The organism is Streptomyces sp. NPDC038135 (assembly GCF_055601245.1).
On record NZ_JBVJXS010000003.1, the window covers coordinates 671,893 to 698,544 of the forward strand.

Below are 26,652 nucleotides of genomic sequence, written 5' to 3' on the forward strand. Positions count from 1 at the left end.
TGCGACGGAGCCGCGTGCTGCCCGGGATCAGTCCGTCGCCGCCTCCTCCGCGTCCGCCGCCGCCTTCTTGTGCTCCAGCAGCGTGGCCAGCACCCGGCCGACGAACTCCTCGGTCGCCGCCTTGGTGACGCCGAGGCCGCTGAGGACGCCCGTGCCGTTCTCGTGTTCCAGCAGGGCCAGCAGGAGATGCTCGGTGCCGATGTAGTTGTGGCCGAGCCTGAGGGCCTCGCGGAAGGTGAGCTCCAGGACCTTCTTGGCCTCGGGGCCGTAGGGCACGAGGTCCGGGGCGTTCTCGGCGGCCGGCGGCAGCGCCGCGGCCGCGGCCTGGCGCACCGTGTCCAGCGGGACGCCCTGGGCGGTGATCGCCTTCGCGGCCACGCCCTCCGGTTCGGCCAGCAGGCCGAGGACCAGGTGCTCGGGGCGGCCCTCGGAGTGGTGGGCGGCCACCGCCTCGTTGTGCGCGGACATGACCACGTTCCGCGCGCGGGGGGTGTAGCGGCTGAAGCCCTGGCTGAGGTCGAGGTCGGCCGACTCCTTGGGCACGAACCGCTTCTGCGCCGCCTGCCGGGTGACGCCCATGCTCTTGCCGATGTCGGTCCAGGACGCGCCCGAACGCCGGGCCTGGTCGACGAAGTGACCGATCAGGTGGTCGGCCACGTCACCGAGGTGATCGGCGGCGATCACCGCGTCCTGGAGCTGGTCGAGGGGTTCGGGGTGAACCTTCTTGATCGCCGCGATGAGATCGTCGAGGCGTACGGATGCCGTGATGTTCGGATTGGTCGCCATGTGTCAACCGTAGGTTGCGCTCCTAGGGGTGTCAACCGATAGTTGACACCTTCCCGAGGGGGAGTCTCCAAGTTGTCCACAGGGTGTGGACGGATTCGCGCACGCTGTCGGCGGTGCATGGCACGATCGACGGGTGACCAGCACTGCCAGCACCGTCGAGCGGGCCTTCCGCGCCGCCCTGTACGAAGACGCCGACGCCGGACTCGACACGGGTGCCTCCCTGCTCGCCGCCGACCCCGCGGCGGACGCCGAACTCGTGCGCCGGGGCGAGGAGTTCGTGGCGGCCGCCTGGCGGCGCGGCTGGCAGCCCGCCGACGTCGTGCGGCTGGTGCGGCGCGAGCTGGACGAGGTCCACCTGGCCCTCGTGTCGGGCCTGATCCGGGCGCAGTCCGGGCAGGACCGGCCCCGCGGGCGCCGCTGGGCCGCCCAGATCGAGGCACTCCCGGATTCCGCCGCGCGAGCGGGCGACCGCTTCTCGCACGCCACCGCGGTACTGGAGCTCTACCGCTTGCTGCTGCGCCTGCCCACGCTCGAGGTCCTGGAGGAGCCCCGCCGTGATCGGGGACCCGGCGCCTCCCGCACGCTCACGCGTATCCGGGCGCTGCTCGCCAAGGCCGAGGCCACCGGCTACCCGGAGGAGGCGGAGGCGCTCTCGGCCAAGGCGCAGGAGCTGATGGCCCGGCACAGCGTCGACGAGGCGCTGCTCGCCGCCGAGGCCCCCGCGCCGGACGCGCCCGGCGCCTGCCGCATCGGCGTGGAGCCGCCGTACGAGCAGGCCAAGGCGGTGCTGCTGGACGCGGTGGCCACCGCCAACCACTGCCGCGCCGTGTGGAACGAGGCGCTGTGCTTCTCCACGGTCGTCGGTTTCGAGGCCGACCTGGAGGCGGTCGAACTCCTGCACACCTCGCTGCTGGTGCAGGCCACTCATGCGATGACCAGGGCCGAGGCCGCGCAGCGCGCCGGCGGCCGCAAGCGCACCAAGACCTTCCGGCAGTCCTTCCTCGCGGCCTACGCGCACCGGGTCGGCGACCGCCTCGCGGCCGTGGCCGGAACCCAGGTGACCGAGGACCTGCTGCCGGTCCTGGCCACCCGGGAGATGGCCGTCACCGACCGGCTCGGGCGCATGTTCCCCGAGACCACCACGACCCGGCTGCGCGGGGTGAGCGACGCGGCGGGCTGGACGGAGGGCGCGCGGGCCGCGGACGAGGCCCAGGTCATAGCCCGTCCCCGGCTCGGCTGACCCTTCGGGCCCGCGCCCGCCGCACCGGCCGGGTGTCAGTCCCCGACCTGCTGGAAGGCGCTGACGGAGGCGTCCGGGGTGCCGCCTGAGCCCTTGGTCGCGACGGGCCCGTAGGACCACGGGAAGCTGCGCGTGGTCTTCGTGCCGGGCAGGGCGATCTTCACCGACTTCGCCGCCAGGCCCGCCTTGCCGCCCGCCCCGCCGCGCACGTAGGTGATGGTGAAGGTCGCCGAGTCCCCCTTGGCGAGCTTCAGCTTCTGCGCCTTGGCCCCCTCCTGCACGGGCAGGGCGACCTCACCGCCGCCGGTGCTCAGCGCGGCGGCGGCGAAGTGGTCCAGGGTGCAGGGGGTGCTCTGGTTGGTGATGCTGACGGGCACCTCGCCGGTGTCCCCGGCGGCCGGGGCCACGCTGGCCGACCCGATCTGCACCGAGACCCCGCCGATCTCGCAGGCGGAGCCGCTCTTGCCGTTCTTGCCACCGCCGCCGTCGTCGCAGGCGGTCAGCAGCAGGGCGGCGGCGAGGGCGGTGACGGTGAGCGGAATGGCGCGCATGAGCAGGTCCCATCGAGGTCGTGACGGTCTCCTCGCATCATGACGGCTGCGGCGGGGGCCCGCTCACGCACCCCACGGAATTCACCGCTTCAGGTTGGTCGGCATCCCGGAGGGCAGCTTGCCGCCCTCGGCCTTGGTGTACGTTTCCTCGCCGAGCTTGCCGGACCAGGTCACCTTCAGGGCGTCCTTGCTCACCGAGTCGACCATGCCGCTGCTCCAGTCCTCGCTGCCGTCGACGCAGTTCAGGTGGATCATCCGCATGCCGGACTCGGTGCCGGCGGTACCGGTGCACGTGGATCCGCCCGTCGCGAAGAGCGCGGCCTTCTCGCCGGTGATCACCAGGGCCACGATCGTCCCCTTGGCGGTGGTGACCCAGCTGCCCTGGAGTTCATCGGAAGCGCCCGTGACCTTGCCCGTCGGGCCGCTGCCGGACTCCGAGCCGGCCGTCGGCGCCGGGGCCGGTGAGGACTCGTCGTCGCCGCCCCCGCTGCACGCGGTCAGCGCCAGCGCGCCCACCAGCAACGCCGCCGCGGCCGCCGTCCGCGCCCTTGCAGTCGCCGTCATCACGTCAAGCTCCCAAGCTGTAGCGAACCGGCCGCCCCGGGGCCGTCGTCCCGCCCGGGACGGCGCCCCGAACCGGAGGGACCGCAGCAAGTTACCAGCCGTTACGCCGAGCGCTTCCGGACGCCGTGCGGAAATCCCCGCACTCCCGCCCGCCCGGTACGGGTAGGAGAATCCCTACGGTTGACGCGTAGGGAAACACCTACCTATTCTGGGGTCATGACCATCACGCACGCCTCCTTCGTCACCCTCCCCGTCTCCGACCAGGACCGGGCCCTGCGCTTCTACCGGGACGTCCTCGGCATGGAGGTCACCGCCGACCGGCGGCTGCCCCAGGGCCGCTGGCTCCAGGTGGCCCCCGCGGGGGCGCAGACCGTCCTCACGCTCTCCGGGCCGGGGATGGGCGGTTTCACGCCCGGCTCCGCGCAGGGGATCATGTTGGTCACGACCGACGTCGACGCCGACTGCGCCCGGCTCGCCGCTGCCGGGACCGCGGTGCAGGGGCCGGACGAACTCCCCTGGGGGCGCATGGCCTCCTTCACGGACCCCGACGGCAACGGTCTGATGCTGCTGACGGAGAAGGAAGGTTTCTGACGCTCCATGAACCGGACCGCCCCATGAATCCGGCCGCCCCATGACCGGGACGGACACCGCCGCCGAGGACCGCGTCTTCGCCGCGCTCGCCAACGCCACCCGCCGCGAGGTGCTGCGGCTGCTGCGCGAGCGCGGTCCGCAGGCCGTGCAGGTCCTGGCCGAGCACTTCGACATGCGCCGCCCGAGCCTGTCCGAGCACCTCAAGGTGCTCCGGGACGCCGGCCTGGTCTCCGAGCAGCGCTCCGGCCGGCAGCGTATCTACCGCCTGGAGGCGGCCCCCCTCGCCGAGGTGCAGGACTGGCTCCATCCGTACGAGCGGTTCTGGCGCGACCGGCTGAAGGGCCTCGGCGACCTGCTCGACCGCATGCCCGACGATGACCACCCATGAGCACCGCACCGCCCGGTGACGCCGACGACCTCACCACCGTCCGCGTCGACCAGTTCTTCCCGCACCCGCCCGCCAAGGTCTGGCGGGCCCTGACCGAGCCCGCCCTGCTGGCCCGCTGGCAGATGCCCGGCGCCGAGGACTTCCGGCTCGAGGTCGGCCACCGGTACCGGATGACCTCGGTCCCGCGCCCGGGCGCCCGCTTCTCCGGGGTCGTCGAGGTGCGGGTCCTCGCCTTCGTCCCCGAGCGGATGCTGTCCCTCCGGTGGGCCGACGCGGACCCCGCCGGTCCCGCCGACTGGACCATCACGTGGACGCTGGAACAGGAAGGGCGCGGCACGCGTCTGTTCCTAGTGCACGAGGGATTCGATCCGGACGACCCGGCGCAGCTGATGGCGCGGAAGATCATGGACGGGGGCTGGAGAGGGCATGTGCTGCCGTCTCTCGGACGCACGCTGGAACGGTTTCGGTAAAGCGGACGTCAAAGCTGTAATCACGGCGACACACCCCGTGCACGTGCATCTGCTCATGCATCCGCACATGAACGCAGCTATGATCCGGGACAGTTGACCAAGACACATCCATGGCCACATCAGCCAAGTGCACCACCGGGGAGCGACCTGTGAACCGCGACGTTGACGGCGTGTACGGGGGGTTCGACGTGTACAACGGCATGGCAGCCACACAGCTGGACGGAGTGGCCTGGCAGAAGAGCAGGCACAGCAACTCGCAGGGTTCCTGCGTGGAGTTCGCGCGCCTGCCCGGCGGTGACGTGGCGGTGCGCAACTCGCGCTTCCCGGACGGGCCCGCACTCGTCTACACGCGCGCGGAGATCGAGGCCATGCTCCTCGGCATCAAAGACGGCGAGTTCGATCACCTCGTGGCCGGCTGAAACGTCTCAGCGCCCCGCGGACCCGCGGCGACCCGGTGTACGCGCGTAGACACCGGGCGTGACTCGGCCCCGCCCGGTGTCAGTCGGCCGGCCGGAGCCGGAACAGCGCCCAGACGACCTTGCCGCCGAGCGCGCCCGCGAGCGGTTGCCAGCCCCAGCCGTCGGCGAACGAGTCGACCAGGAACAGCCCCCGCCCGGACTCGGCCGAGAAGTCGTCCGAATCGCGCGGCGCCGGTGTCTCGTCACTGGGGTCGCGCACCGCGCACACCAGCCGCTCGGTCCAGCGCAGCAGATGCAGGCGCACGGCGGGCGGCGGGGGACAGGCCGGGTCCGCCGGGCCGGACGCCGCGGACCGCCGGGCCTCGCCGGACGGGCGCTGGTGCGGGAGGGGCAGGCCGTGCCGCAGGGCGTTGGTGACGAGTTCGGAGACGACGAGGCATATGTCGTCGAAGCGGTCGCCCACGTCCCACTGGTCCAGGGTGCGGCGGGTGAAGCGCCGGGCCTCGCCCACGGCCTCGAAGCGGGCCGGCAGGGCGCAGGAGGCGGCATCGGAGACGGCCGCTGGGTCCAACGGCGGAAGGCCCTGCCGTAACGGCTTGAGCATGGTCGATCCATTCGTCCCCATGCGAGGCACTCCCGGAATTCGCGGTCGTAGCGATGCAGCGGTGGCGCGGCACCATGGTTTCGGATGCGACTGGCAGATGCAAGGGCAGATGCACGTGCACGTGACCGAAATGATCCTGCCCGTACCGCTTCTTGGCCATTTTTTCTGCCACATTGGACCATGCGACTGTCAGAGGTCCGTACCTCTGCCTGCGGAAAACGGCTGACCTCTTTCCGTTTCCGTAACCGGACGAGTACTGCTCGAAGTGTTTTAGTGGCAGACTGCGGCCCCTGAAGACGGTTGGGGAGGCTGGCGAACGTGAGCGCGGGAGAGCCCGGATCGGTGGTGCGGCGCATGCTGCTCGGCTCGCAACTCAGGCGGCTGCGTGAAGCACGGGGGATCACGCGCGAGGCGGCGGGTTACTCGATCCGCGCGTCCGAATCGAAGATCAGCCGGATGGAGTTGGGCCGGGTGAGCTTCAAGACCAGGGACGTCGAGGATCTGCTGACGCTGTACGGCATCAGCGACGAGGCGGAGCGGGAGTCGCTGCTCTCCCTCGCCCGGGAGGCCAACGTGGCCGGCTGGTGGCACAGTTACACCGACGTGCTGCCGAGCTGGTTCCCCACCTACGTGGGCCTGGAGGGCGCGGCCTCGCTGATCCGGGTGTACGAGGTGCAGTTCGTGCACGGCCTGCTGCAGACCGAGGAGTACGCCCGCGCGGTGGTCCGGCGCGGCATGAAGGGCGCGAGCCCCGCCGACGTGGAGCGGCGGGTCGCGCTGCGCCTCGAACGGCAGAAGCACCTGCTCGCGGACAACGCCCCCGAGTTCCACATCGTCCTGGACGAGGCCGCCCTGCGCCGTCCGTACGGCGGGCGTGACGTGATGCGCGGCCAGCTCCAGCACCTGATCGACATCTCCCAGCGCCCCAACGTCCGGCTCCAGGTGATGCCGTTCGGCTTCGGCGGCCACTCCGGCGAGAGCGGCGCCTTCACCATCCTCAGCTTCCCCGACACGGACCTGTCCGACGTGGTCTACCTGGAGCAGCTCACCAGCGCCCTGTACCTGGACAAGCGCGAGGACGTCGCCCAGTACGAGCAGGCGCTCAAGGAGCTCCAGCAGGACAGTCCGGGCCCGGACGAGAGCCGGGATCTTCTCCGGGGACTCCTTCAACTCTCTTGAAACACAAGTACGATGACGTGTGATCAGACCGTGACGTCGCTCCTGTGTCTGCTACCGATTGAGGGATCACATGCCGTCCTACTTCAGCGACCTGGCCCAGCAGTACATCGACGGTGAGTGGCGCCCGGGCACCGGTTCCTGGGACGTCATCGACTTCAACCCGTACGACGACGAGAAGCTGGCCTCGATCACGGTGGCGACGGTCGACGAGGTCGACCTGGCCTACCGCAGTGCCGCCCGTGCGCAGAAGCAGTGGGCCGCGACGAACCCCTACGCCCGCCGCACGGTGTTCGAGCGGGCGCTGCGGCTGATCGAGGACCGCGAGCAGGAGATAGCCGACCTGATCATCGCGGAGCTGGGCGGCACCCGTGTGAAGGCCGGCTTCGAGCTGCACCTGGTCAAGGAGTTCCTGCGCGAGGCGGTCCACCTGGCGCTGCGCCCCGAAGGGCGGATCCTCCCCTCCCCGGCCGACGGCAAGGAGAACCGCGTCTACCGCGTGCCGGTGGGCGTCGTGGGCGTGATCAGCCCGTTCAACTTCCCGTTCCTGCTGTCGATCAAGTCCGTGGCCCCGGCCCTCGCGCTCGGCAACGGCGTGGTGCTCAAGCCGCACCAGAACACCCCGATCGCGGGCGGCACCCTGGTCGCGAAGATCTTCGAGGAGGCGGGGCTGCCGGGCGGCCTGCTCAACGTCGTCGTCACCGACATAGCCGAGATCGGCGACGCCTTCATCGAGCACCCGATCCCCAAGGTCATCTCCTTCACCGGCTCCGACAAGGTCGGCCGGCACGTCGCCACCGTCTGCGCCTCCCACTTCAAGCGCGCGGTGCTCGAACTCGGCGGCAACAGCGCGCTGGTGGTCCTGGACGACGCCGACATCGACTACGCGGTGGACGCGGCCGTCTTCAGCCGCTTCGTGCACCAGGGCCAGGTCTGCATGGCGGCGAACCGGGTCCTCGTGGACCGCTCGGTCGCCGAGGAGTTCACCGAGAAGTTCGTCGCCAAGGTCCGGACGCTGAAGGTCGGCGACCCGCGCGACCCGCAGACCGTCATCGGCCCGGTGATCAACTCCCAGCAGGCGAGCGCCGTCTCGGGCACCGTGGACCAGGCGCTCGCCGAGGGCGCCACCGCCCTCGTGCACGGCACCACCACCGGCAACCTGGTCGAGCCCAGCGTGCTCACCGACGTCCCCGCCGGCTCCGCACTGCTCCAGCAGGAGATCTTCGGCCCGGTCGTCTTCCTCGTCCCCTTCGACGGCGAGGAGGAGGCGGTCCGCATCGTCAACGACACCCCCTACGGCCTCAGCGGCGCCGTACACACGGGCGACATCGAGCGCGGTGTCGCGTTCGCCAAGCGGATCGACACCGGCATGTTCCACGTGAACGACGGCACCGTGCACGACGAGCCGCTGGTGCCGTTCGGCGGCGAGAAGCACTCCGGCCTCGGCCGGCTGAACGGCGAGACGACCGTCGAGGCCTTCACCACCGTCAAGTGGATCTCGGTGCAGCACGGCCGCAGCGGCTTCCCCTTCTAGAGGCACCGGCGTCATTTCGCGCGTGCCGGGCCCTTGCGGACGGAAACTGACCGCAAGGGCCCGTAGCTTCGTCGGTGTCAGGCAAGAGGACCCGATGGAAGGGCGGCCGGTCATGGTCACACACGTGGCGGCGGAGACGCAGGGCGACGAGCGCGGGGCGCTGCTGGCGTTCCTGGAGGAGCAGCGGGGCGGCATCCGCAGGGCGCTGCTGGGACTGACGGAGGAGCAGGCCCGCTCCCGTCCGACCGCCAGCGAGCTGTCGCTCGGCGGTCTGCTCAAGCATGTCGCCGAGGTCGAGCAGAGCTGGCTGGCCCGGGCCCGGCAGGAGCCGCCGGTCGTACAGCGCGACCAGTCGAACTGGCACGAGTGCTTCCGGCTCACCGACGACGAGACGGTCGCGGGGCAGCTCGCCTACTGGGAGGGGGTCGCCGCCGACACGGAGAAGTACATCCGGTCCGCGCCCAGCCTCGACGACACCTTCCCGCTGCCGCCCGACCCCTGGTTCCCGCCGGAGGGCCGGGTCTCATTGCGCTGGCTGTGCCTGCACCTGATCCGCGAGACCGCCCGGCACGCCGGCCACGCCGACATCATCCGGGAGTCCCTGGACGGGAAGACCGCCTTCGAGCTGGTGGCCCTGGAACAGCGGGGCTGAGCCGCGGCCATAACCTGGACGGCATGTCAGCGATCCGTCTTCTCGTGCTGGGCGCGGTCCGCCAGCACGGGCGGGCCCACGGCTACCAGGTCCGCGGCGACCTGGAGTACTGGGGCGCGCACGAGTGGTCCAACGCCAAGCCGGGCTCGATCTACCACGCCCTGAAGCAGATGGCGAAACAGGGGCTGCTGCGGGCGCACGAGGTCGCGCCGTCCACCGCGGGCGGTCCGCCGCGCACCGAGTACGAGATCACCGGCCAGGGCGAGGCGGAGTTCTTCCGGCTGCTGCGCGACTCCCTGGTCTCCTACGACCAGAAGATGGACGTCCAGTCCGCCGCCATCGGCTTCCTGGTCGAACTGGAGCGGGCCGAGGCGCTGGACCTGCTCCGGGAGCGGATCCGGCGCATCGGCCGGTGGCGGTCCGCCGTCACCGGTGACTACCTCCCCGAGGGCGGCCCCGGACAGCTCGGCCACATCGGCGAGATCATGAACCTCTGGGTGCACACGGCCGACTCCGACGCCGCCTGGACCCAGGGGCTCATCGGCCGCCTGGAGGCCGGCGCGTACACCTTCGCGGGGGAGGGCGAGCCGTTCGTGGGCGTCCTCGCCGAGGGCCAGGACAACCCGTACGCCACGGGGGAGCGGCCCCCGGGGGACGACCGCTGACCCGGCCCGGTCCGGACGAGGTCCCCTAGTGGTGGAAGCTGGTGGCCGCCTCCCGGTCCTTGGTGAGGGGGTGCGGCTGCCGGCGCAGCTCCGGCAGCAGGCGGGCCAGGTCGTCCACGAACAGGTCCGCCAGGTCGTGGGAGAAGCCGTTGCGGCACACCACCCGCAGCACCGCCAGGTCCTCGCGGTTGGGCGGGAAGGTGTAGGCGGGCAGCAGCCAGCCGTGCTCGCGCATCCGCCGGGAGACGTCGAAGACGTCGTAGGGCAGGCCGGCCTGGGTGGTGAACGCGAACACCGGCAGCTCGTCCCCGCGCGTCAGCAGTCGGAAGTCGCCGAGCGCCTCGATCTTCCCGGCGAGCGCCCGCGCCACGTCCCGTGTCGTCTGCTGCACCGCCCGGTAGCCGTCGCGGCCCAGCCGCAGGAACGAGTAGTACTGCGCGACGACCTGGGCGCCGGGGCGGGAGAAGTTCAGGGCGAACGTCGGCATGTCGCCGCCCAGGTAGTTCACCCGGAAGACCAGCTCCTCGGGCAGCGCCTCCTTGTCCCGCCACAGCGCCCAGCCGACACCCGGGTAGACCAGGCCGTACTTGTGCCCGGAGGTGTTGATCGACGCCACCCGCGGCAGCCGGAAGTCCCACACCAGGTCCTCGTCGAGGAACGGCGCGATCATCGCCCCGGAGGCCCCGTCCACGTGCACCGGGACGTCAAGACCGGTGCGCTCCTTGAGGGCGTCCAGGGCCGCGCACAGCTCCGCGATCGGCTCGTACGACCCGTCGAAGGTGGAGCCGAGGATGCCGACGACACCGATGGTGTTCTCGTCGCACAGCTCGGCCGCCGCCTGCGGGTCCAGGTGGAACCGGTCGCCCTCCATGGGCACCAGCCGGGCCTCCACCTCCCAGAAGTTGCAGAACTTCTCCCAGCAGACCTGGACGTTGACGCCCATCACCAGGTTCGGGCGGGCTCCCGGGTAGCGGTCGGCGTTGCGCTGCGCCCAGCGGCGCTTGAGCGCCATCCCGGCCAGCATGCAGGCCTCGCTGGAGCCCGTGGTAGAACAGCCCACGGCGGCCGACGGGTCCGGGGCGTTCCACAGGTCGGCGAGCATCGCCACGCACCGCCGCTCCAGCTCGGCCGTGCGCGGGTACTCGTCCTTGTCGATCATGTTCTTGTCCCGGCACTCACCCATCAGCACCCCGGCCTGCGGCTCCATCCAGGTGGTGACGAAGGTGGCCAGGTTCAGCCGCGAGTTGCCGTCCAGCATCAGCTCGTCGTGGACCAGCTGGTACGCCGTGGACGGCGGCAGCGGGGTGTCCGGGAGCCGGTGCGTGGGCGGGGCCTCGGTCATCCCGCCGACCGGATTGGCCTCACCGAAGAACGGGTTGACCGACATCAGGCGCTCTTCGTGCTTCTCCGGACCTTTGTGCAGGGCCATGACGTGCCTCCAGACGGGGGGATGGGATCAGCGGACGGAGCCGCCGTCACCGCGCAGCTGCATCTGCGGCCGCCCGGTCACCAGCAGCCAGGCCGGCAGCGACGCGATGCAGAGCAGGGCGATGATGGCGGGGGAGGCCACCAGGACGGCGGCCGTGAACAGGCTCACCCAGCCCTGCCGGGTGATCGCCAGCAGCATGCCCAGCACGCACGCGGACACGCCCACCGCGGCGGGCACGGCCGGGACCAGCGCGTGGGCGCTCAGACCGAGCGCGGAACCGACGAAGACGGCGGGGAAGATCCGGCCGCCGCGGAAGCCGCAGGAGGCCGCGACCAGCAGCGCCGCCAGCTTCACCACGGCCATGCCGGCGAACTGCCCGGCGGACCAGCCCGTCGGGTCGTGCGCCAGCTCGCCGACCTCCGTCAGCCCTTTGAACAGGGTCAGGTGACCGCCCACGGCGGCCAGGGCGCCGAGCACGACACCGCCCGCCGGTAGCATCAGCATCGGGTGCCGCAGCCGCTGGAAGGCCGCGTGGACGAAGGGGAAGGCGCGCACGGCGCACATGCCGAGCAGGGCGGCCACCGAGGCGAGCACCAGGACCGCCAGCAGGTCCGTCCAGCGCGGGCGGCCCAGCGGCGGCAGCCCCAGGTCGAAGGCCGGCCGGTACAGCAGCGAGGTGGTCAGCGCCCCGACGGCGGCCGCGATCAGCGGTGCGAACAGGTTGTCCCACAGCAGCCCGCGGACCGGCCGCCCGGCCAGCGCCTCGGAGATGACCAGGGCCGCCGCCACCGGGGTGCCGAACAGCGCGCCGATCGTCGCCGCCTCCGCCAGCATCGGCCACAGCGCGCCCGGCATCCGGGACAGCAGACGCCCGCCGAGCCAGGCCGCCAGGCCGACGTTCACGGCGATGATCGGGTTCTCGGGGCCGAGGCTCGGGCCGCCCGCCAGCATCAGCCCGGTCGCCAGCACCAGTCCCGGCAGCACCGGCGGCGGCAGCACCGGTGCGTCCAGACCGGTGGTCGCCGGATCCGGACCCGCGTGGCCCGGCACCTTCCACACCACCAGCCCCACGGCGAGCCCGGTGGCCACCAGCATGACGAACATCCACAGCACCGAGTAGGGGCCCACGCCGAGCGCGTGCGGCAGCGGCCCCCACAGCACACGCTGCAGCTGCTCCGCTCCGAGGCTCAGGCCGACGTAGACGAGGCTCGCCGCCACGCCGACGGCCACGGCGGGCAGGATCAGCGGCAGCAGCGCCCGTGCCGGGCTCGCCGGCCGGGTCGAGCGGGCCTGCTGCCCTGTGTCCTGGGTCACGTCGTCACGATAGGCGGACACGACGCCGCCAACATCCGGAGCGCGTCCGGCTTGCACCTCACGTGACGTGAGGCCTCAGCGTGGTGGCCGTACCGACGACGAAGGAGCGGAAAGTGAGCTACTCCGTGGGACAGGTCGCGGGGTTCGCCGGAATCACGGTGCGCACCCTGCACCACTACGACGAGATCGGCCTGCTCGTGCCCAGCGAGCGCACCCACGCCGGCCACCGGCGCTACAACGACGCCGACCTCGACCGGCTCCAGCAGATCCTGTTCCACCGGGAACTCGGCTTCCCGCTCGACGAGGTCGCGGCCCTGCTCGACGACCCGGACGCGGACCCGCGCGCGCACCTGCGCCGCCAGCACGACCTGCTGACCGCCCGGATCGAGAAGCTGCAGAAGATGGCCGCGGCCGTGGAGCACGCCATGGAGGCACGCACGATGGGCATCAACCTCAGCCCCGAGGAGCGGTTCGAGGTCTTCGGGGACAACGACCCCGAGCAGTACGCCGAGGAGACCGAGCGGCGCTGGGGCGGCACCGCGGCCTACGCCGAGTCGCAAGCCCGCGCCGCCCGCTACACCAAGGACGACTGGCAGCGCATGCGGGCCGAGAACGACGACTGGACCGCGCGCTACGTCGCCCTGATGGCCGCCGGCGGACGGCCGGACGACGAGGCGGCCATGGACCTCGCCGAGGAGCACCGCCGGCAGATCGACCGGTGGTACTACGAGTGCCCGCACGCCATGCACCGCTGCCTGGGAGCGATGTACGTCGCCGACGAGCGCTTCAAGGCGTACTACGACTCCACCCGGCCCGGCTTCGCCGACCACCTCAGCGAGGCGATCGCCGCCAACGCCGACCGCCACACGGCGTGATCCGCCGGCCCGGGACGCCTACTCCCGGGCCAGCACCACGGCCGTGCCGTAGGCGCACACCTCCGTGCCCACGTCCGCCGCCTCGGTGACGTCGAAGCGGAACATCAGCACGCCGTTGGCGCCACGCGCGCGTGCCTGCTCGACCAGCCGCTCCATGGCCTGGTTGCGGGTCTGCACGAGAGTCTTCGTGAGCCCCTTCAGCTCGCCGCCGATCATCGACTTCAGCCCGGCGCCGATCTGGCTGCCGAGGTGCCGCGAGCGCACGGTCAGCCCGAAGACCTCGCCGAGCACCTGCTGCACCCGGTAGCCGGGCACGTCGTTCGTGGTCACGACCAGCACGTCGGGCTGCGGCCCCTGGCCGCCGCCGTAGTCATCGAGTCCCATGAGCCACAGCTTTCTCCCGGTCGCACCGCAGTGCATCCTGGAGACACAGGTGGAACCCGGGGCGGTCGCTCCACGTTGGTAGCTTTGTGCGGCCCCCCATGGACGCCGTAGCCGCCTCACCCCCTCAGGAGCCCGGACCCGTGACGACACTCGCCCTCGGCCCGAGCTGGCTGGACCCCCAGTACCTGCTGGACACCTACAGCATCTGGGGCCTGCTGCTCATCGTGTTCGCCGAGTCCGGCCTGCTCATCGGCTTCTTCCTGCCGGGTGACTCGCTGCTGTTCACCTGCGGTCTGCTGATCACCTCGGACAAGCTGGACTTCCCGCTGTGGGGCGCGATCGCCCTGATCTGCCTCGCCGCGATCCTCGGCGACCAGGCGGGCTACATGTTCGGCAAGAAGGTCGGGCCCTCCCTGTTCAGCCGGCCGGACTCACGGCTGTTCAAGCAGGAGAACGTCGCCAAGGCGCACGAGTTCTTCGAGAAGTACGGCCCGAAGTCCCTGGTCCTGGCCCGCTTCGTGCCCATCGTGCGCACGTTCACGCCGATCGTCGCCGGCGTCAGCGGCATGCGGTACCGCTCGTTCCTGACCTTCAACGTCATCGGCGGCGTCCTGTGGGGCGCGGGCGTCACCCTGCTCGGCTCCTGGCTGGGACAGCACGCGGTCGTCAGGGACAACATCGAGGCGATCCTCATCCTGATCGTCCTCGTGTCGGTGATCCCGATCGCGATCGAGTACCTGCGCGCGCGCAGCAAGAACAAGAAGGCCGCGCAGCGGGAGGCGGCCGAGGACCGGCCCGCCCAGCAGCACCCGGTGCCCCAGTTCCACGGGCAGCCGGCCATGGACGACGCGACGACCCGCCTGCGCCGCATCGAGCCGGAGGAGCCCTACCAGCAGCCTTACGGGCAGCAGCACCAGCAGGAGCGTCGGCACTGGGACCAGGGCGGCTACGACGGCGACCGTCACCACGGCCAGGGGCAGCACCAGCAGCCGCGGTACGACCAGCACCCGCAGGGTCAGGGGCACGGCCAGAACGGACCCCGGTACGACCAGGACGGGTACCACCGCGGCGGATACGACCAGAACCAGTACGGCCAGAACGGGTACGGCCAGAACGGACACGACCCGAACGGGTACGGCCAGAACGGGTACGACCCGAACCAGTACGACCCGAACCAGTACCCCTACGGCGGCCAGGGCGACCACCGCTCCCGCTGAGACCGTCAGAAACCGCGGGTCCGCTTCGCCGCCCGCCGCTTGCCGGCGGAGCCGACCCGCAGGGTCAGCCGGGAGATCTCCGACCCCAGGTTGACCCCGATGGCGATCGCCATGGCCAGGGACGCCGCCTTGGCCAGCGACACCAGCCCCTTGTCGACCTCGTTCTGCGCAATGTTCAGCAGCCCGAAGTAGGTGGCCGAACCCGGCAGCAGCGGCCCGATGGCCGCGGTCGTGTACGGCAGCGCCGACGCGAACCGGAACCGGGACAGCAACTGCCCGAACAGCCCCACCAGCCCGGCCGCCACCGCCGTCGAGGCCACCGGTGAGATCCCGCCCGCGTTCGGTGAGTGCATCGCGCCGTACACCGACCAGGCCACGCCCCCGTTGAGCGTGACCGCCAGCACGGTGGACCGCTCCTGCTGCAGCAGCACGGCGAACGTCAGCGACAGCACCATGGAGGCGGCGATCTGGACCAGCGGCCGCTCGGTGATGCCGCCCAGCGCCGCGTCGGGATCCAGCTTGCCGCCCACCTTCACCCCGAAGTACAGGACGACCAGCACCCCGACGACGATGCCGACGAAGAAGTACATGACCTCCAGCAGCCGCGCGGACGCGGTGATGTAGAAGCCCGTCAGACCGTCCTGCACCCCCGCCACCAGCGCCCGCCCGGGCAGGAGTGCGAACAGCCCACCGGTGACCACCGCGGACGCGTTGACGCCGATGTGCGTCAGCGAGAACGCCACCCCCATCGCGGCCGGCGGCATCGCCGCCACCGTGAACTGGTAGAACTCCGGCAGCCCGCGTCCCGCGCACAGCCAGGCCAGCCGGTCGCCGAGCATCGCGCCGAGGGCGGCGGCGACGAACACGATCACATCACCGCCGACCAGCACCGAGGCCGCACCGGCCAGCAGCCCGCTGGCCAGGGTCAGCGCCCAGCCGGGGTACGGGTGCCGGTTGCGGCGGATCTCCGCCAGCCTGCGGTAGGCCTCCTCGAGGGAGACATGGGTCTCCGGGTCGGTCAGGTCGTCCACCAGGTGGAACACGGCCGCCAGCCGGGTGTAGTCGGTGCCGCGCCGCCGTACCGTGCGCGAGGCCGTCACCGGGTCGTCCACCAGCGAGGGCTGGTAGGAGATCGACAGCAGCGTGAAGGTGACGGTCGGCTCGCACCGGTCCAGGCCGTAGGACCGGCACACCGCGAACATCGCGGCCTCCACGTCCTCGGCGCCCTCGCCGCCGGCCAGCAGCAGCTCACCGATACGCAGGGTCAGGTCGAGCACGCGCGGAACCGCCGGGCCCTCGTCCTCGGTCCGCTGCACGGGCTCGGGCGCCGGCCGCTCGGTCACCGGCATGCGCAGCATCGTGCGCATCCGGTCCTGCCAGGGCGCGTCCTTGATCAGGCTGACCGCGGGCACCCCCGTCGCCGGGGTGAATGCCGCCAGCGCGTCCTTGGCGCTGTAGGTGCGCGGCAGGCTGAACGCCGAGCCCTCCGGCTCGGCGCTCGGCGGCTGCGGCGCCTGCAGCCCCTCGGGCACCGCGAACTCGGACGTGGTCTCCGACTCGCCCGCGCCCCTGGGGACCGCCAGTCCCTCGGGAAGGGCGAACTCGGACGTGATCTCCGGGTCGTACGTGGTCCGCGCCTCGTCCGACCGGGGCTTGCGGTCCTCCGCCTCCGTCACCTCGCACCGCTTCCTGAACGACACCTTCCGCAGGCCCCAGTATGCGCACGCACACGCAGACGGGCCGCGCCACCCCACCAGGGTGCCGCGGCCCGTGTCGGGCAAACCGGCCGGTCAGTGGCCGCCCTGCTCCTTGAAGCGCTTGTACGACCGCTCGATCTCGATCTCGGCGTCCGTGCGGCCCACCCAGTTGGCGCCCTCGACCGACTTGCCGGGCTCCAGGTCCTTGTAGACCTCGAAGAAGTGCTGGATCTCCAGGCGGTCGAACTCCGACACGTGGTGGATGTCGCGCAGGTGCTCCACACGCGGGTCGGTGGCCGGGACGCACAGCAGCTTGTCGTCGCCGCCGGCCTCGTCCGTCATCCGGAACATGCCGATGGCGCGGCACTTGATCAGGCAGCCCGGGAAGGTCGGCTCGTCAAGAATGACCAGCGCGTCCAGCGGGTCGCCGTCCTCGCCGAGGGTGTTCTCGACGAAGCCGTAGTCGGTCGGGTAGGCGGTCGAGGTGAAGAGACGACGGTCCAGGCGGATCCGACCGGTCTCGTGGTCCACCTCGTACTTGTTGCGCGAACCCTTCGGGATCTCGATCGTGACGTCGAACTCCACCGGTGGCTCCTCCATGATCAACACATAGTTCTGGTGATTAAGTGTCCCTCACGCAGGTGTGTGATCGCGAAAGGGGCTGGTGGTCGTGCCAGAGCAGAGGCCTTGGCGTGCCGCGGGACCGCATGTGCGGCGGATCGCGGACGCCGTACGACCGCGCCTGGCGCGTGCCGCGACGGCCGCGAAACCGCGGATCGCGCGGCTGACGAAGGCCGTGCGCCCGAAACTCGCGCACCTCCCCCGCCGGCGGGCCGACAGGACCTGGCAGTACACCGCGGGCGCCGCCACCGCCGGGCTGGCACTGGCCGCCGCGGTGGTGACCGCCGCCGGTCCCTGGGACGCCAACGGTCAGCGTACGGCCGAGCGGGACCGGGCGGTCGCCCTGGAGCGATCAGGTGGCGCAGATCACGGCGGATCCGGCACGAACGCCCAGACCCCCCAGGCCGCGCCGAGCGCCGCGGCCGTCCTCGCGGGCCTGGGCGGCACCACCGGCACCGTCAGCACCAAGAAGGCCCCGCCCGGCCGGCAGGCCCTCACGGACGTCCTCGGGCCCCTGCTGGACGCCCCGGCGCTCGGCTCCGGCCGCGGCGCGGCCGTCGTCGACGTCACCACCGGCACGCGGCTCTACGCCGCCGGGGCCGACCAGGCCCTCACCCCCGCCTCCACCACGAAGATCGCCACCGCGGTCGCCGCGCTGTCCGCCCTCGGCTCCGACCACCGCTTCACCACCCGCGCCGCCCTCGAACCCGACACCGGGGAACTGGTCCTGGCCGGCGGCGGCGACCCCACCCTCACCGCGCACCGCGACGCCGGCGACTGGGCGAGCCTGCGCACCCTCGCCGCCGACACCGCCGCCACCCTCGCCAAGCGCGGCATCCACAAGATCACGCTCTCCTACGACACCACGCTCTTCTCCGGCCCCGCCCTGCACCCGATCGGCGTCAACGACAACCTCGCCCCGGTGAGCGCCCTGACCGTCGACGAGGGCCGCACCGACGCCTCCACCAGCGGGCCCGCGGCCCGCGTCGCCGACCCGGCCGCGGACGCCGCCCGCAAGTTCGCGGGCTTCCTGCACGACGCCGGCGTCGAGACCACGCCCCCCGGCCCCTCCAAGGCCACCGGCCGCGCCGAGACCCTCGCCACCGTCTCCTCGCCCACGCTCGCCACCCTCGTCGAGCGCATGCTCACCAACAGCGACAACGACATCGCCGAGACCCTGGCCCGCCAGACCGCCCTCGCGAGCGGCCAGGCGGGCAGCTTCTCCGGCGGCGCCAAGGCCATCACCCTCCAGCTGCGCAAGCTCGGCCTGCCGCTGGCCGGCGCCTCCTTCCACGACGGCAGCGGCCTCGACCGCGAGGACCGGCTGACGGCGAACCTCCTCACCGCCCTCCTGGTCAAGGCCGGCGACCCCGCCCGCCCGGGCCTGCGGCCCGTCCTCACCGGCCTCCCCGTCGCCGGCTTCACCGGCACCCTCACCGACCGCTACACCGACGGCGCGGCCGGCGTCGTGCGGGCGAAGACCGGCACCCTCACCGGCGTCAACACCCTGGCCGGCACGGCCGTCGACCGCGACGGCCACCTGCTCGCCTTCGCCTTCATGGCCTCCGGCACCACCAGCGCCCAGGAGGCCCAGTCGGCCCTGGACCGGACGGCCACCGCCCTCGCGGGCTGCGGCTGCGGATAGCCACCACCGGCCCGGGCGGCCCCTGCCGCGGGCGACCCGGAACGCCTCGCACGGCCTGCCCGAAATGGGACCGCTCACGTACCGTTGACGCATGACGAGCTTCGGTGGCACCGCATCTCCCGGGATGGTCGACTGGAACCTCGCGGTGGCGACCGCGACACGGCTCGTACGACCGGGCCCCGAAGTCAGCCGCGACGAGGCGAGGGACGTCGTCGCGGAACTGCGCCGGCACGCCAAGGCCTCGGAGGAGCACGTCCGGGGCTTCACCCGGCTGGCCACCGAGGAGACCCACGACACCCCCGTCCTCGTCGTCGACCGCCCCGGCTGGGTCCGGGCCAACGTCGCCGGCTTCCGGGAACTCCTCAAGCCGCTCCTCGGCAAGATGCAGGAACGGCGCGGCGGCAACCCGGGCAGCGCCGTCCTCGGCGCCGTCGGCGGCAAGGTCACCGGCGTCGAACTCGGCATGCTGCTGTCCTTCCTGGCCTCCCGCGTCCTCGGCCAGTACGAGACCTTCGCCCCCGCCTCCCGCGACCTGCCCGCAGGGGAGAACGGCGGCGGCCGGCTGCTCCTCGTCGCGCCCAACATCGTCCACGTGGAACGCGAACTCGACGTCCACCCCCACGACTTCCGGCTCTGGGTGTGCCTGCACGAGGAGACGCACCGCACCCAGTTCACCGCCGTGCACTGGCTCCGCGACCATCTCGAGGGCGAGATCCAGTCGTTCTTGGCGGAGACCGACGTCGACCCGATGACCGTCCTGGAACGCGTCCGGGAGGCCGCCCAGTCCCTCGCCGGCGGACGTCCCGAGGGCGAGGAGGACGACGGCGGGCGCTCCTTCGTGGAACTGGTGCAGACCCCGGCCCAGCGCGAGATCCTCGGCCGCCTCACCGCCGTCATGTCCCTGCTCGAAGGGCACGCCGACTTCGTGATGGACGGGGTGGGCCCCCAGGTCGTGCCGAGCGTCGCCGAGATCCGCGAGAAGTTCCAGCAGCGCCGCGCCAAGGGCGCCTCCCGGCTCGACCTCGCCCTGCGCAAGCTGCTCGGCCTGGACGCCAAGCTCAGGCAGTACCGCGACGGCGAGCGCTTCGTGCGCGCCGTCGTCGACCAGGTCGGCATGGACGGCTTCAACCGCGTCTGGACCTCGCCCAACACCCTGCCCACCAAGGCGGAGATCGCCAAACCGGCGGACTGGGTCGCACGGGTGCACCGCAAGGCCGAGTCGTGAACCACGCCGCGACGCCGTGAGACGAATCCGGCCGACGGCAGGCGAACGCCCCTCCAATCACCCGTCCGAGGGACCGTGAGCCATGGGTAGGCGTGCAATGCTCGGGGAACGGCCCGCTTCTGTCACCATCGACACACTCTGAGTGACCGACCCTCGGGCTCACCCCCCGAAAACTTCATGAAGGGAACCGGACATGGGTCCCCATCCATCGGTCGCGGCGATACGCCTGGCGGTCCGCCGCGTCCTCCACGACATCCTGACCGACCACACAAGCAGCACCGGGCAGGTCCGGACCGCCGCCGGGCGGGGTCCGGCCGAGCGGCCCCCCTCCCCGCTCGTGCTCGTCGCGTGCTCCGGCGGCGCCGACTCCATGGCGCTCGCCTCCGCCCTCGCCTTCGAAGCCCCCAAACTCGGCATCCGCGCCGGCGGCATCACCGTCGACCACGGCCTCCAGCCCGGCTCCGGACTGCGCGCCGACGAGGTCGTGCTCAAGCTGCGCGGACTCGGCCTCGACCCCGTCGAGTCCATCGCCGTGACCGTCGGCCGCGAAGGCGGGCCCGAGGCCGCCGCCCGCGACGCCCGCTACGCCGCCCTGGACGCGGCGGCCGAACGCCACGGCGCCACCGCCGTCCTGCTCGGCCACACCCGCGACGACCAGGCCGAAACCGTCCTGCTCGGCCTCGCCCGCGGCTCCGGCATCCGCTCCCTGTCCGGAATGGCCGCGGTCTCGGGGGCCGGCGGCCGTTACCGGCGCCCCTTCCTGACCCTGGACCGGCAGACCGCCCGCAAGGCCTGCATGGCCCAGTCCCTCTCGGTCTGGGACGACCCGCACAACACCGACCCCGCCTACACCCGCTCCCGGCTCCGGCACGAAGGCCTGCCCGCCCTGGAGAAGGCCCTCGGCAAGGGCGTGGTGGAAGCGCTCGCCCGCACCGCCCAGCTCTCCCGCGACGACGCCGACGCCCTCGACACCTGGGCCAGCCAGGCCGAGCCCTCCGTGCGCGACGCCACCGGCCTCCTGGAGTGCGCCAAGCTCTACGCCCTCCCGCCCGCCGTACGCCGCCGCATCCTGCGCCGCGCCGCCATCGCGGCCGGCGCCCCGGCCGGGTCCCTCTTCGCCCGCCACATCGAGGAAGTCGACCGGCTCATCACCGGATGGCGCGGCCAGGGAGTCATCAATCTCCCGGGCAAAGTCGTCGCCCGCCGCCAGGGTGGCAGACTGGTGATTCGGCAGAGCTGACATCGCGGCTCCGGAGGGACCCCTCCGGAAGGCGGGGCAGCCGGAGCACGCGAGTGCGGCCGTAAGTGCGGGACGACCGAAAGTGATGCGGGTGGACGCGAACGACATGGGTGCCGACCTTCAGCGGGTACTCATCACCAAGGAAGAGATCGACGCGAAGCTGGCCGAGCTGGCCGCGAAGATCGACGCGGAGTACGCGGGCAAGGACCTGCTCATCGTCGGCGTCCTCAAGGGCGCGGTGATGGTCATGGCGGACCTCGCCCGGGCGCTGTCCACCCCCGTCACGATGGACTGGATGGCCGTGTCCTCCTACGGCGCGGGCACCCAGTCCTCCGGTGTCGTCCGCATCCTCAAGGACCTCGACACCGACATCAAGGGCAGGCACGTCCTGATCGTCGAGGACATCATCGACTCCGGCCTGACCCTGTCGTGGCTGATCAACAACCTCGGCTCGCGCGAGCCCGCCTCCCTCAAGGTGTGCACGCTGCTGCGCAAGCCGGACGCCGCGAAGGTCGCCATCGACGTCGAGTGGGTCGGCTTCGACATCCCGAACGAGTTCGTCGTCGGCTACGGCCTCGACTACGCCGAGAAGTACCGCAACCTGCCGTTCGTCGGTACGCTCGCGCCCCACGTCTACGGCGGCTGAGCCAACCGGGCCATTCCCTGTAGGACGACCGGGAACCCCAGCGGGTTTCTCCGCGTTGGAGCATGCAGAGACGGGATTGCCGGCCGTCGATGCCGCTCCGTGCGGCTTCGGACAACGATGCTGGGGTACCGTCAGAAGAACTGTCTTATCAAACTCACTATGGCAGGAGGGACGGGGCGACACCGCTCCGTATGGATGGACGTGAAGCGATACTTCCGTGGGCCGGTCATGTGGATCGTGCTGGCCGTCCTTGCCGTGGTCGTGTTGATGCAGGTCGTCGGCTCGTCCGGCGGCTACAAGACGGTGGACACCGGCCAGGTCGTGGCGGCGATCAACGACAACAGGGTCCAGTCGGCCAAGCTCACCACCGGTGACGAGCAGACCGTCAAGGTCGAGCTCAAGGATGGTCAGAAGGTCGACGGCAGCTCCAAGATCCAGGCGAGCTACATCGGCGACCAGGGCGTGACCATCGCCAGCACGCTGCAGAGCAAGTACCAGGAAAAGCAGATCCCGGACGGCTACACGGTGTCGCCGTCCAAGCAGAACCCGTTCCTCGGCGTCCTGCTGTCCCTGCTGCCCTTCGTCCTCATTGTGGTCGTCTTCCTGTTCCTGATGAATCAGATGCAGGGCGGCGGCTCCCGGGTCATGAACTTCGGCAAGTCCAAGGCCAAGCTCATCACCAAGGACACCCCGAAGACGACGTTCAGCGACGTCGCCGGCTGTGACGAGGCCGTCGAGGAGCTCCACGAGATCAAGGAGTTCCTGCAGGAGCCGGCCAAGTTCCAGGCCGTCGGCGCCAAGATCCCCAAGGGCGTGCTGCTCTACGGCCGTCCCGGCACCGGCAAGACCCTGCTGGCCCGCGCCGTGGCCGGCGAGGCCGGAGTCCCCTTCTACTCGATCTCCGGCTCCGACTTCGTCGAGATGTTCGTCGGTGTCGGCGCCTCCCGGGTCCGCGACCTGTTCGAGCAGGCCAAGGCGAACGCCCCGGCGATCGTCTTCGTCGACGAGATCGACGCGGTCGGCCGCCACCGCGGCGCCGGCCTCGGCGGTGGACACGACGAGCGTGAGCAGACGCTGAACCAGCTGCTCGTCGAGATGGACGGCTTCGACGTCAAGGGCGGCGTCATCCTGATCGCGGCCACCAACCGGCCCGACATCCTCGACCCGGCCCTCCTGCGCCCCGGCCGCTTCGACCGGCAGATCGCCGTCGACCCGCCGGACCTGCAGGGTCGCATGGAGATCCTCAAGGTCCACCAGAAGGGCAAGCCGGTCGCGCCCGACGTCGACCTGGCCGCCGTCGCCCGCCGCACCCCCGGCATGACCGGCGCCGACCTCGCCAACGTGCTGAACGAGGCGGCCCTGCTCACCGCCCGCGGTGACCAGAAGCTGATCGACAACAAGGCGCTGGACGAGGCGATCGACCGTGTGGTCGCGGGCCCGCAGAAGCGGACCCGGATCATGTCGGACAAGGAGAAGAAGATCACCGCGTACCACGAGGGCGGTCACGCCCTGGTCGCGGCGGCCTCCCCCAACTCCGACCCGGTCCACAAGATCACCATCCTGTCCCGGGGCCGCGCCCTGGGCTACACGATGGTGCTCCCGGACGAGGACAAGTACTCCACCACCCGCAACGAGATGCTCGACCAGCTCGCCTACATGCTGGGCGGCCGTGCGGCGGAGGAACTGGTCTTCCACGACCCGACCACCGGCGCCGCCAACGACATCGAGAAGGCCACCAACCTGGCCCGCGCGATGGTCACGCAGTACGGCATGACCGAGCGGCTCGGCGCGATCAAGTTCGGCGGGGACAACAGCGAGCCCTTCCTCGGGCGTGAGATGGCTCACCAGCGCGACTACTCCGAAGAGGTCGCCGCGCTGGTGGACGAAGAGGTCAAGAAGCTCATCGAGACCGCTCACAACGAGGCCTGGGAGATCCTGGTCGAGAACCGCGACGTGCTCGACAACCTCGTCCTGGCCCTCCTGGAGAAGGAGACCCTGGGCAAGGAGGAGATCGCCGAGGTCTTCGCCACGATCCACAAGCGCCCGCCGCGGCCGGCGTGGACCGGCTCCTCCCGCCGCACCCCCTCCACCCGCCCGCCGGTGCTCTCCCCCAAGGAGCTGGCACTGACCAACGGTGCGAACGGCGCGACGGCGGCCATCAGCACGGCCAAGTCCACGGCCTCGGACACCGCCCCGGTGACCGAGCAGACCCCGGAGGACCGCCCCGAGAGCTGACGTTCCGGCCGATGGGCCCGGAATGAACGCCGCACCCCCCAGGTTCTAGCCTGGGGGGTGCGGCATTTTCTTGTGCCCGCGGCAAGACGTACAGGAACGAGGCATCAGATGACCGACCCCGTGACGCTGGCCGGCGAAGGCTTCATCGGCGAGTTCGACGAGAAGCGCGCCGAGAGCGCCGTTCGGGAACTCCTGATCGCGGTCGGCGAGGACCCGGACCGCGAGGGGCTGAGGGACACCCCGGCCCGGGTCGCGCGGGCGTACCGGGAGCTCCTGGCCGGTCTGTGGCAGGAGCCGGAGGACGTGCTGACCACGACCTTCGACCTCGGGCACGACGAGATGGTCCTGGTGAAGGACATCGAGATCGTGAGCCTGTGCGAGCACCACCTGCTGCCGTTCCACGGCGTGGCGCACGTCGGTTACATCCCGGCCGAGAACGGCAAGATCACGGGACTGTCCAAGCTCGCCCGCCTGGTCGAGGTGTTCGCGCGCCGCCCGCAGGTGCAGGAGCGGCTCACCACGCAGATCGCGGACTCCCTCGTCCGGATCCTCGAGGCCCGCGGCGCGATCGTCGTCATCGAGGCCGAGCACATGTGCATGTCCGTACGCGGCATCCGCAAGCCCGGCGCCAAGACCACCACCTCGGCGGTCCGCGGCCAGCTCCGGGACGCCACGACCCGCGCCGAGGCGATGAGCCTGATAATCGCGCACTGACACGGCCGCCGGGCCGTTACGGCTCCTTGAGGGCTCCCGCCGGGGCCGGTGGTCAGGCCACCGGCTCCGCGCCCGTGCGGTCCTGGTCGTCGTCCTCGGGGAGCTTGCAGACCCGCTCTAGGAACATGGCCGACGCTATGACGGCGATGCCCGCCAGGACCGAGAAGCCGGCGTAGACGGCCTGGTCGCGGCGGGCGGGGATGTCGAGGAGTTCCAGGAGGAAGACGCCCGTGCCGCCGTACATGCCGGCGACGAGGGCGGCCACCAGGGCGCTGGCCTGGCCGAAGACGACCGCCCGGGCGGCCATCAGGGGGTCGACGCCCTTGGCGCCCGGCCGGCGCTCGCGCTGCGCCTTGAGGCGGGCCCGCAGCGAGAGCGCCGTGGCGAGCAGGACCACCGCGATCAGGGCGAGGACGACGGGGGCGGCCAGGGGGACGCTGGGCAGGGTCCCGACCGAGTTCCAGAGGCGGGCGCCCGCCCAGGACAGGACGCCGGCCACGACGAACACGCCTGCCAGCACCCTGATGCGCAGCTGTTTCACGGTGTCCCTTCAGCTCCCCCGGACCGTCCCGGACTGTGGTCGTCTTGACCTTAACGACTACTCGGGCAGTCGGAGTTCCAGGTCCGCGCGTGCTTCGACGCCGTGGCGGGTGACGCCCGACAGCAGATCGGCCACCGGGCCCCGGCCGGGGAGCTGCGCCTGGGGGTCCACGTCGTGCCAGGGCGCGAGCACGAAGGCGCGTTCGTGGGCGCGCGGGTGGGGGAGGGTCAGCAGCGGGTCGTCGGAGGTGACGTCGGCGTAGGCGACGATGTCGACGTCCAGCGTGCGCGGTCCCCAGTGCTCGTCGCGGACCCGGTGGAAGGCCTCCTCGACGGCGTGCGCCCGCTCCAGCAGGGAGGACGGGGGCAGCGTGGTCTTGAGCACCACGACCGCGTTGAAGTAGGAGGGCTGCGAGCCCGGTTCGACGCCCCAGGGTTCGGTCTCGTAGACCGGGGAGACGGCCTTCACACGGACGCCGGGGGTGTCCTCGAGGGCGTCGACGGCCCCCTGGAGGGTCTCCAGGCGGTTGCCGAGGTTGGAGCCGATGGAGATCACGGCCCGCTTGGGGTTGCTCAGCGTGGTGTCGGCGGCGTCGACCTGCTCGACGACCGCGGCGGGCACCGGCTGGACGGTCGGGTCGCTGTGACCCTGGGTGAAAGGTCGGGTCATACTCGGCTCCGGGTGATGGTGACGGTCACGTCGTCGAAGGGCACGGTGATCGGGGCGTCCGGCTTGTGGACGCAGACCTCGACCTCCTCGACCCCTTCGTGCTTCAGGCAGGTCTGGGCGATCCGCTCGGCGAGGGTCTCGATGAGGTTCACCGGCTCTCCCTCGACCACGGCCACGACCTCCTCGGCGACGATGCCGTAGTGCACGGTCTTCGTCAGGTCGTCGTCCGCCGCGGCCGGCCGGGTGTCCAGGCCGAGGACGAGGTCGACGAGGAAGGTCTGGCCTTCCTCGCGCTCCTTGGGGAACACGCCGTGGTGCCCGCGGGCCCTCAGGCCGCGCAGCGCGACACGATCCACGCGAATCACTCCTGCAATCGTCGGGAACGGCCGGGCGGTGCCATGTGCGGACGGCACACCGGCCTGGGACGAATCTACCTGCGGGCGCCTGCGGAGCCGGGGCGCCGGGGCGCGGCGCGGGCCGGCGCCCGGAGGTTTCATCGCGCGTTCTCCCTGGGGAACCCGGCCACGTCATGGGCTGGTAGCGGCTCCTACCCCAGGTTC

29 protein-coding genes are annotated in these 26,652 nt (G+C 71.4%); 17 read left to right on the plus strand and 12 right to left on the minus strand.

The genetic code is table 11. The features are described from left to right. Window positions 1–27: 27 nt before the first annotated feature. Window positions 28–786, minus strand: a complete 759-nt coding sequence (locus ACZ7JA_RS11395) for a Clp protease N-terminal domain-containing protein (RefSeq protein WP_470807943.1) — start codon at window positions 784–786, stop codon at window positions 28–30. Between the two features lie 133 nt (window positions 787–919). Here ACZ7JA_RS11395 and ACZ7JA_RS11400 point away from each other — a divergent pair, with 133 nt between their 5' ends. After that, window positions 920–2,026: a DUF2786 domain-containing protein gene (locus tag ACZ7JA_RS11400; protein ID WP_470807944.1), complete on the plus strand. Its 1,107-nt coding sequence runs from the start codon at window positions 920–922 to the stop codon at window positions 2,024–2,026. Window positions 2,027–2,061: 35 nt separating this feature from the next. Here ACZ7JA_RS11400 and ACZ7JA_RS11405 read toward each other — a convergent pair whose 3' ends face one another. Together ACZ7JA_RS11405 and ACZ7JA_RS11410 are read right to left on the minus strand one after the other, a co-directional pair. Next, the gene (locus ACZ7JA_RS11405) at window positions 2,062–2,577 is read right to left on the minus strand and encodes a DUF4232 domain-containing protein (RefSeq protein ID WP_389300788.1); all 516 of its coding nucleotides are present in this window, start codon (window positions 2,575–2,577) and stop codon (window positions 2,062–2,064) included. Between the two features lie 81 nt (window positions 2,578–2,658). Then, a complete protein-coding gene (locus ACZ7JA_RS11410) occupies window positions 2,659–3,141 on the minus strand; it encodes a hypothetical protein (RefSeq protein WP_470807945.1) in 483 nt (160 codons plus the stop codon). 216 nt (window positions 3,142–3,357) lie between these two features. Here ACZ7JA_RS11410 and ACZ7JA_RS11415 point away from each other — a divergent pair, with 216 nt between their 5' ends. The 4 genes from ACZ7JA_RS11415 (at window position 3,358) to ACZ7JA_RS11430 (ending at window position 5,009) form a co-directional block, all read left to right on the plus strand. Then, window positions 3,358–3,732 carry a VOC family protein gene (locus ACZ7JA_RS11415; protein WP_389300792.1) on the plus strand — a complete coding sequence of 125 codons (375 nt, stop codon included), beginning with the start codon at window positions 3,358–3,360 and terminating at the stop codon, window positions 3,730–3,732. Between the two features lie 40 nt (window positions 3,733–3,772). Beyond that, window positions 3,773–4,120, plus strand: coding sequence for an ArsR/SmtB family transcription factor (locus tag ACZ7JA_RS11420; RefSeq protein ID WP_470807946.1), 348 nt, complete (start codon window positions 3,773–3,775; stop codon window positions 4,118–4,120). Continuing rightward, window positions 4,117–4,590, plus strand: coding sequence for an SRPBCC family protein (locus tag ACZ7JA_RS11425; RefSeq protein WP_351667327.1), 474 nt, complete (start codon window positions 4,117–4,119; stop codon window positions 4,588–4,590). The genes ACZ7JA_RS11420 and ACZ7JA_RS11425 overlap by 4 nt, the downstream gene beginning before the upstream one ends. A 200-nt stretch (window positions 4,591–4,790) precedes the next feature. Continuing rightward, window positions 4,791–5,009, plus strand: a complete 219-nt coding sequence (locus ACZ7JA_RS11430; protein WP_351667492.1) for a DUF397 domain-containing protein — start codon at window positions 4,791–4,793, stop codon at window positions 5,007–5,009. Between the two features lie 79 nt (window positions 5,010–5,088). Here the strand turns inward: ACZ7JA_RS11430 and ACZ7JA_RS11435 are convergent, their stop codons facing one another. Continuing rightward, on the minus strand, window positions 5,089–5,634 hold the full coding sequence (locus ACZ7JA_RS11435; RefSeq protein WP_351667326.1) for an ATP-binding protein: 546 nt from the start codon (window positions 5,632–5,634) through the stop codon (window positions 5,089–5,091). A gap of 333 nt (window positions 5,635–5,967) precedes the next feature. On the opposite strand from ACZ7JA_RS11435, the gene ACZ7JA_RS11440 reads away from it, so the two are divergent. The 4 genes from ACZ7JA_RS11440 (at window position 5,968) to ACZ7JA_RS11455 (ending at window position 9,640) form a co-directional block, all read left to right on the plus strand. Further along, window positions 5,968–6,792, plus strand: a complete 825-nt coding sequence (locus ACZ7JA_RS11440; protein WP_351667491.1) for a helix-turn-helix domain-containing protein — start codon at window positions 5,968–5,970, stop codon at window positions 6,790–6,792. Window positions 6,793–6,862: 70 nt separating this feature from the next. Then, the gene (locus ACZ7JA_RS11445) at window positions 6,863–8,323 is read left to right on the plus strand and encodes an aldehyde dehydrogenase family protein (protein WP_351667325.1); all 1,461 of its coding nucleotides are present in this window, start codon (window positions 6,863–6,865) and stop codon (window positions 8,321–8,323) included. A gap of 112 nt (window positions 8,324–8,435) precedes the next feature. Then, the gene (locus ACZ7JA_RS11450; RefSeq protein WP_470807947.1) at window positions 8,436–8,975 is read left to right on the plus strand and encodes a DinB family protein; all 540 of its coding nucleotides are present in this window, start codon (window positions 8,436–8,438) and stop codon (window positions 8,973–8,975) included. 23 nt (window positions 8,976–8,998) lie between these two features. After that, window positions 8,999–9,640 carry a PadR family transcriptional regulator gene (locus ACZ7JA_RS11455; protein ID WP_470807948.1) on the plus strand — a complete coding sequence of 214 codons (642 nt, stop codon included), beginning with the start codon at window positions 8,999–9,001 and terminating at the stop codon, window positions 9,638–9,640. Between the two features lie 25 nt (window positions 9,641–9,665). On the opposite strand, the gene ACZ7JA_RS11460 is transcribed toward ACZ7JA_RS11455, so the two are convergent. Both ACZ7JA_RS11460 and ACZ7JA_RS11465 read right to left on the minus strand, forming a co-directional pair. After that, on the minus strand, window positions 9,666–11,069 hold the full coding sequence (locus ACZ7JA_RS11460) for a glutamate decarboxylase (RefSeq protein WP_468891513.1): 1,404 nt from the start codon (window positions 11,067–11,069) through the stop codon (window positions 9,666–9,668). Between the two features lie 27 nt (window positions 11,070–11,096). Next, window positions 11,097–12,383 (minus strand): ion channel protein, encoded by a 1,287-nt coding sequence (locus ACZ7JA_RS11465; protein WP_351667319.1) that lies wholly within the window; start codon window positions 12,381–12,383, stop codon window positions 11,097–11,099. A gap of 113 nt (window positions 12,384–12,496) precedes the next feature. Here ACZ7JA_RS11465 and ACZ7JA_RS11470 point away from each other — a divergent pair, with 113 nt between their 5' ends. After that, window positions 12,497–13,258: a MerR family transcriptional regulator gene (locus tag ACZ7JA_RS11470; protein WP_351667317.1), complete on the plus strand. Its 762-nt coding sequence runs from the start codon at window positions 12,497–12,499 to the stop codon at window positions 13,256–13,258. Window positions 13,259–13,276: 18 nt separating this feature from the next. On the opposite strand, the gene ACZ7JA_RS11475 is transcribed toward ACZ7JA_RS11470, so the two are convergent. Beyond that, on the minus strand, window positions 13,277–13,642 hold the full coding sequence (locus tag ACZ7JA_RS11475; protein WP_073901121.1) for a YbjQ family protein: 366 nt from the start codon (window positions 13,640–13,642) through the stop codon (window positions 13,277–13,279). A 140-nt stretch (window positions 13,643–13,782) separates the two neighbouring features. On the opposite strand from ACZ7JA_RS11475, the gene ACZ7JA_RS11480 reads away from it, so the two are divergent. Then, entirely contained in the window at window positions 13,783–14,859 is a 1,077-nt protein-coding gene (locus ACZ7JA_RS11480; RefSeq protein ID WP_351667315.1) for a DedA family protein, read from the plus strand. A 5-nt stretch (window positions 14,860–14,864) separates the two neighbouring features. Here the strand turns inward: ACZ7JA_RS11480 and ACZ7JA_RS11485 are convergent, their stop codons facing one another. Further along, window positions 14,865–16,535, minus strand: coding sequence for a threonine/serine exporter family protein (locus ACZ7JA_RS11485; protein ID WP_389300806.1), 1,671 nt, complete (start codon window positions 16,533–16,535; stop codon window positions 14,865–14,867). Between the two features lie 114 nt (window positions 16,536–16,649). Then, the gene (locus ACZ7JA_RS11490) at window positions 16,650–17,141 is read right to left on the minus strand and encodes an inorganic diphosphatase (protein WP_010044289.1); all 492 of its coding nucleotides are present in this window, start codon (window positions 17,139–17,141) and stop codon (window positions 16,650–16,652) included. A gap of 79 nt (window positions 17,142–17,220) precedes the next feature. On the opposite strand from ACZ7JA_RS11490, the gene dacB reads away from it, so the two are divergent. From dacB to folE, 6 genes are all read left to right on the plus strand, one after another. Further along, complete coding sequence (gene dacB / locus ACZ7JA_RS11495; protein ID WP_450743319.1) at window positions 17,221–18,822, plus strand: D-alanyl-D-alanine carboxypeptidase/D-alanyl-D-alanine endopeptidase; 1,602 nt, start codon at window positions 17,221–17,223, stop codon at window positions 18,820–18,822. 91 nt (window positions 18,823–18,913) lie between these two features. After that, complete coding sequence (locus ACZ7JA_RS11500) at window positions 18,914–20,047, plus strand: zinc-dependent metalloprotease (protein WP_351667309.1); 1,134 nt, start codon at window positions 18,914–18,916, stop codon at window positions 20,045–20,047. Window positions 20,048–20,240: 193 nt separating this feature from the next. Next, a complete protein-coding gene (gene tilS / locus ACZ7JA_RS11505; protein ID WP_351667307.1) occupies window positions 20,241–21,287 on the plus strand; it encodes a tRNA lysidine(34) synthetase TilS in 1,047 nt (348 codons plus the stop codon). 85 nt (window positions 21,288–21,372) lie between these two features. Further along, the gene (gene hpt / locus ACZ7JA_RS11510) at window positions 21,373–21,933 is read left to right on the plus strand and encodes a hypoxanthine phosphoribosyltransferase (protein WP_351667305.1); all 561 of its coding nucleotides are present in this window, start codon (window positions 21,373–21,375) and stop codon (window positions 21,931–21,933) included. A 195-nt stretch (window positions 21,934–22,128) separates the two neighbouring features. Then, window positions 22,129–24,168 carry an ATP-dependent zinc metalloprotease FtsH gene (gene ftsH, locus ACZ7JA_RS11515; RefSeq protein ID WP_351667303.1) on the plus strand — a complete coding sequence of 680 codons (2,040 nt, stop codon included), beginning with the start codon at window positions 22,129–22,131 and terminating at the stop codon, window positions 24,166–24,168. A 108-nt stretch (window positions 24,169–24,276) separates the two neighbouring features. Further along, on the plus strand, window positions 24,277–24,882 hold the full coding sequence (folE, locus tag ACZ7JA_RS11520; protein WP_351667301.1) for a GTP cyclohydrolase I FolE: 606 nt from the start codon (window positions 24,277–24,279) through the stop codon (window positions 24,880–24,882). 52 nt (window positions 24,883–24,934) lie between these two features. Here folE and ACZ7JA_RS11525 read toward each other — a convergent pair whose 3' ends face one another. The 3 genes from ACZ7JA_RS11525 to folB are packed head-to-tail and all read right to left on the minus strand — an operon-like array spanning window position 24,935 to window position 26,448. Then, window positions 24,935–25,423, minus strand: coding sequence for a DUF3180 domain-containing protein (locus ACZ7JA_RS11525; RefSeq protein ID WP_351667299.1), 489 nt, complete (start codon window positions 25,421–25,423; stop codon window positions 24,935–24,937). A 57-nt stretch (window positions 25,424–25,480) separates the two neighbouring features. Further along, window positions 25,481–26,092 carry a 2-amino-4-hydroxy-6-hydroxymethyldihydropteridine diphosphokinase gene (gene folK, locus ACZ7JA_RS11530; RefSeq protein ID WP_143629579.1) on the minus strand — a complete coding sequence of 204 codons (612 nt, stop codon included), beginning with the start codon at window positions 26,090–26,092 and terminating at the stop codon, window positions 25,481–25,483. Beyond that, window positions 26,089–26,448, minus strand: a complete 360-nt coding sequence (folB, locus tag ACZ7JA_RS11535; protein WP_351667297.1) for a dihydroneopterin aldolase — start codon at window positions 26,446–26,448, stop codon at window positions 26,089–26,091. The genes folK and folB overlap by 4 nt, the downstream gene beginning before the upstream one ends. Window positions 26,449–26,652: the final 204 nt, after the last annotated feature.

Bases quoted from the DNA above. Each gene is read 5' to 3' on its own strand.
- ACZ7JA_RS11430 (WP_351667492.1), top strand. From the start codon at position 4,791: ATGGCAGCCACACAGCTGGACGGAGTGGCCTGGCAGAAGAGCAGGCAC.
- ACZ7JA_RS11420 (WP_470807946.1), top strand. From the start codon at position 3,773: ATGACCGGGACGGACACCGCCGCCGAGGACCGCGTCTTCGCCGCGCTC.
- ACZ7JA_RS11450 (WP_470807947.1), top strand. From the start codon at position 8,436: ATGGTCACACACGTGGCGGCGGAGACGCAGGGCGACGAGCGCGGGGCG.
- ACZ7JA_RS11440 (WP_351667491.1), top strand. From the start codon at position 5,968: ATGCTGCTCGGCTCGCAACTCAGGCGGCTGCGTGAAGCACGGGGGATC.
- tilS (WP_351667307.1), top strand. From the start codon at position 20,241: ATGGGTCCCCATCCATCGGTCGCGGCGATACGCCTGGCGGTCCGCCGC.
- ftsH (WP_351667303.1), top strand. From the start codon at position 22,129: ATGGACGTGAAGCGATACTTCCGTGGGCCGGTCATGTGGATCGTGCTG.
- ACZ7JA_RS11395 (WP_470807943.1), bottom strand. From the start codon at position 786: ATGGCGACCAATCCGAACATCACGGCATCCGTACGCCTCGACGATCTC.
- ACZ7JA_RS11445 (WP_351667325.1), top strand. From the start codon at position 6,863: ATGCCGTCCTACTTCAGCGACCTGGCCCAGCAGTACATCGACGGTGAG.
- ACZ7JA_RS11460 (WP_468891513.1), bottom strand. From the start codon at position 11,069: ATGGCCCTGCACAAAGGTCCGGAGAAGCACGAAGAGCGCCTGATGTCG.
- ACZ7JA_RS11410 (WP_470807945.1), bottom strand. From the start codon at position 3,141: ATGACGGCGACTGCAAGGGCGCGGACGGCGGCCGCGGCGGCGTTGCTG.
- ACZ7JA_RS11415 (WP_389300792.1), top strand. From the start codon at position 3,358: ATGACCATCACGCACGCCTCCTTCGTCACCCTCCCCGTCTCCGACCAG.
- ACZ7JA_RS11435 (WP_351667326.1), bottom strand. From the start codon at position 5,634: ATGGGGACGAATGGATCGACCATGCTCAAGCCGTTACGGCAGGGCCTT.
- ACZ7JA_RS11500 (WP_351667309.1), top strand. From the start codon at position 18,914: ATGACGAGCTTCGGTGGCACCGCATCTCCCGGGATGGTCGACTGGAAC.
- folE (WP_351667301.1), top strand. From the start codon at position 24,277: ATGACCGACCCCGTGACGCTGGCCGGCGAAGGCTTCATCGGCGAGTTC.
- ACZ7JA_RS11425 (WP_351667327.1), top strand. From the start codon at position 4,117: ATGAGCACCGCACCGCCCGGTGACGCCGACGACCTCACCACCGTCCGC.
- folK (WP_143629579.1), bottom strand. From the start codon at position 26,092: ATGACCCGACCTTTCACCCAGGGTCACAGCGACCCGACCGTCCAGCCG.
- ACZ7JA_RS11475 (WP_073901121.1), bottom strand. From the start codon at position 13,642: ATGGGACTCGATGACTACGGCGGCGGCCAGGGGCCGCAGCCCGACGTG.
- hpt (WP_351667305.1), top strand. From the start codon at position 21,373: ATGCGGGTGGACGCGAACGACATGGGTGCCGACCTTCAGCGGGTACTC.
- ACZ7JA_RS11455 (WP_470807948.1), top strand. From the start codon at position 8,999: ATGTCAGCGATCCGTCTTCTCGTGCTGGGCGCGGTCCGCCAGCACGGG.
- ACZ7JA_RS11405 (WP_389300788.1), bottom strand. From the start codon at position 2,577: ATGCGCGCCATTCCGCTCACCGTCACCGCCCTCGCCGCCGCCCTGCTG.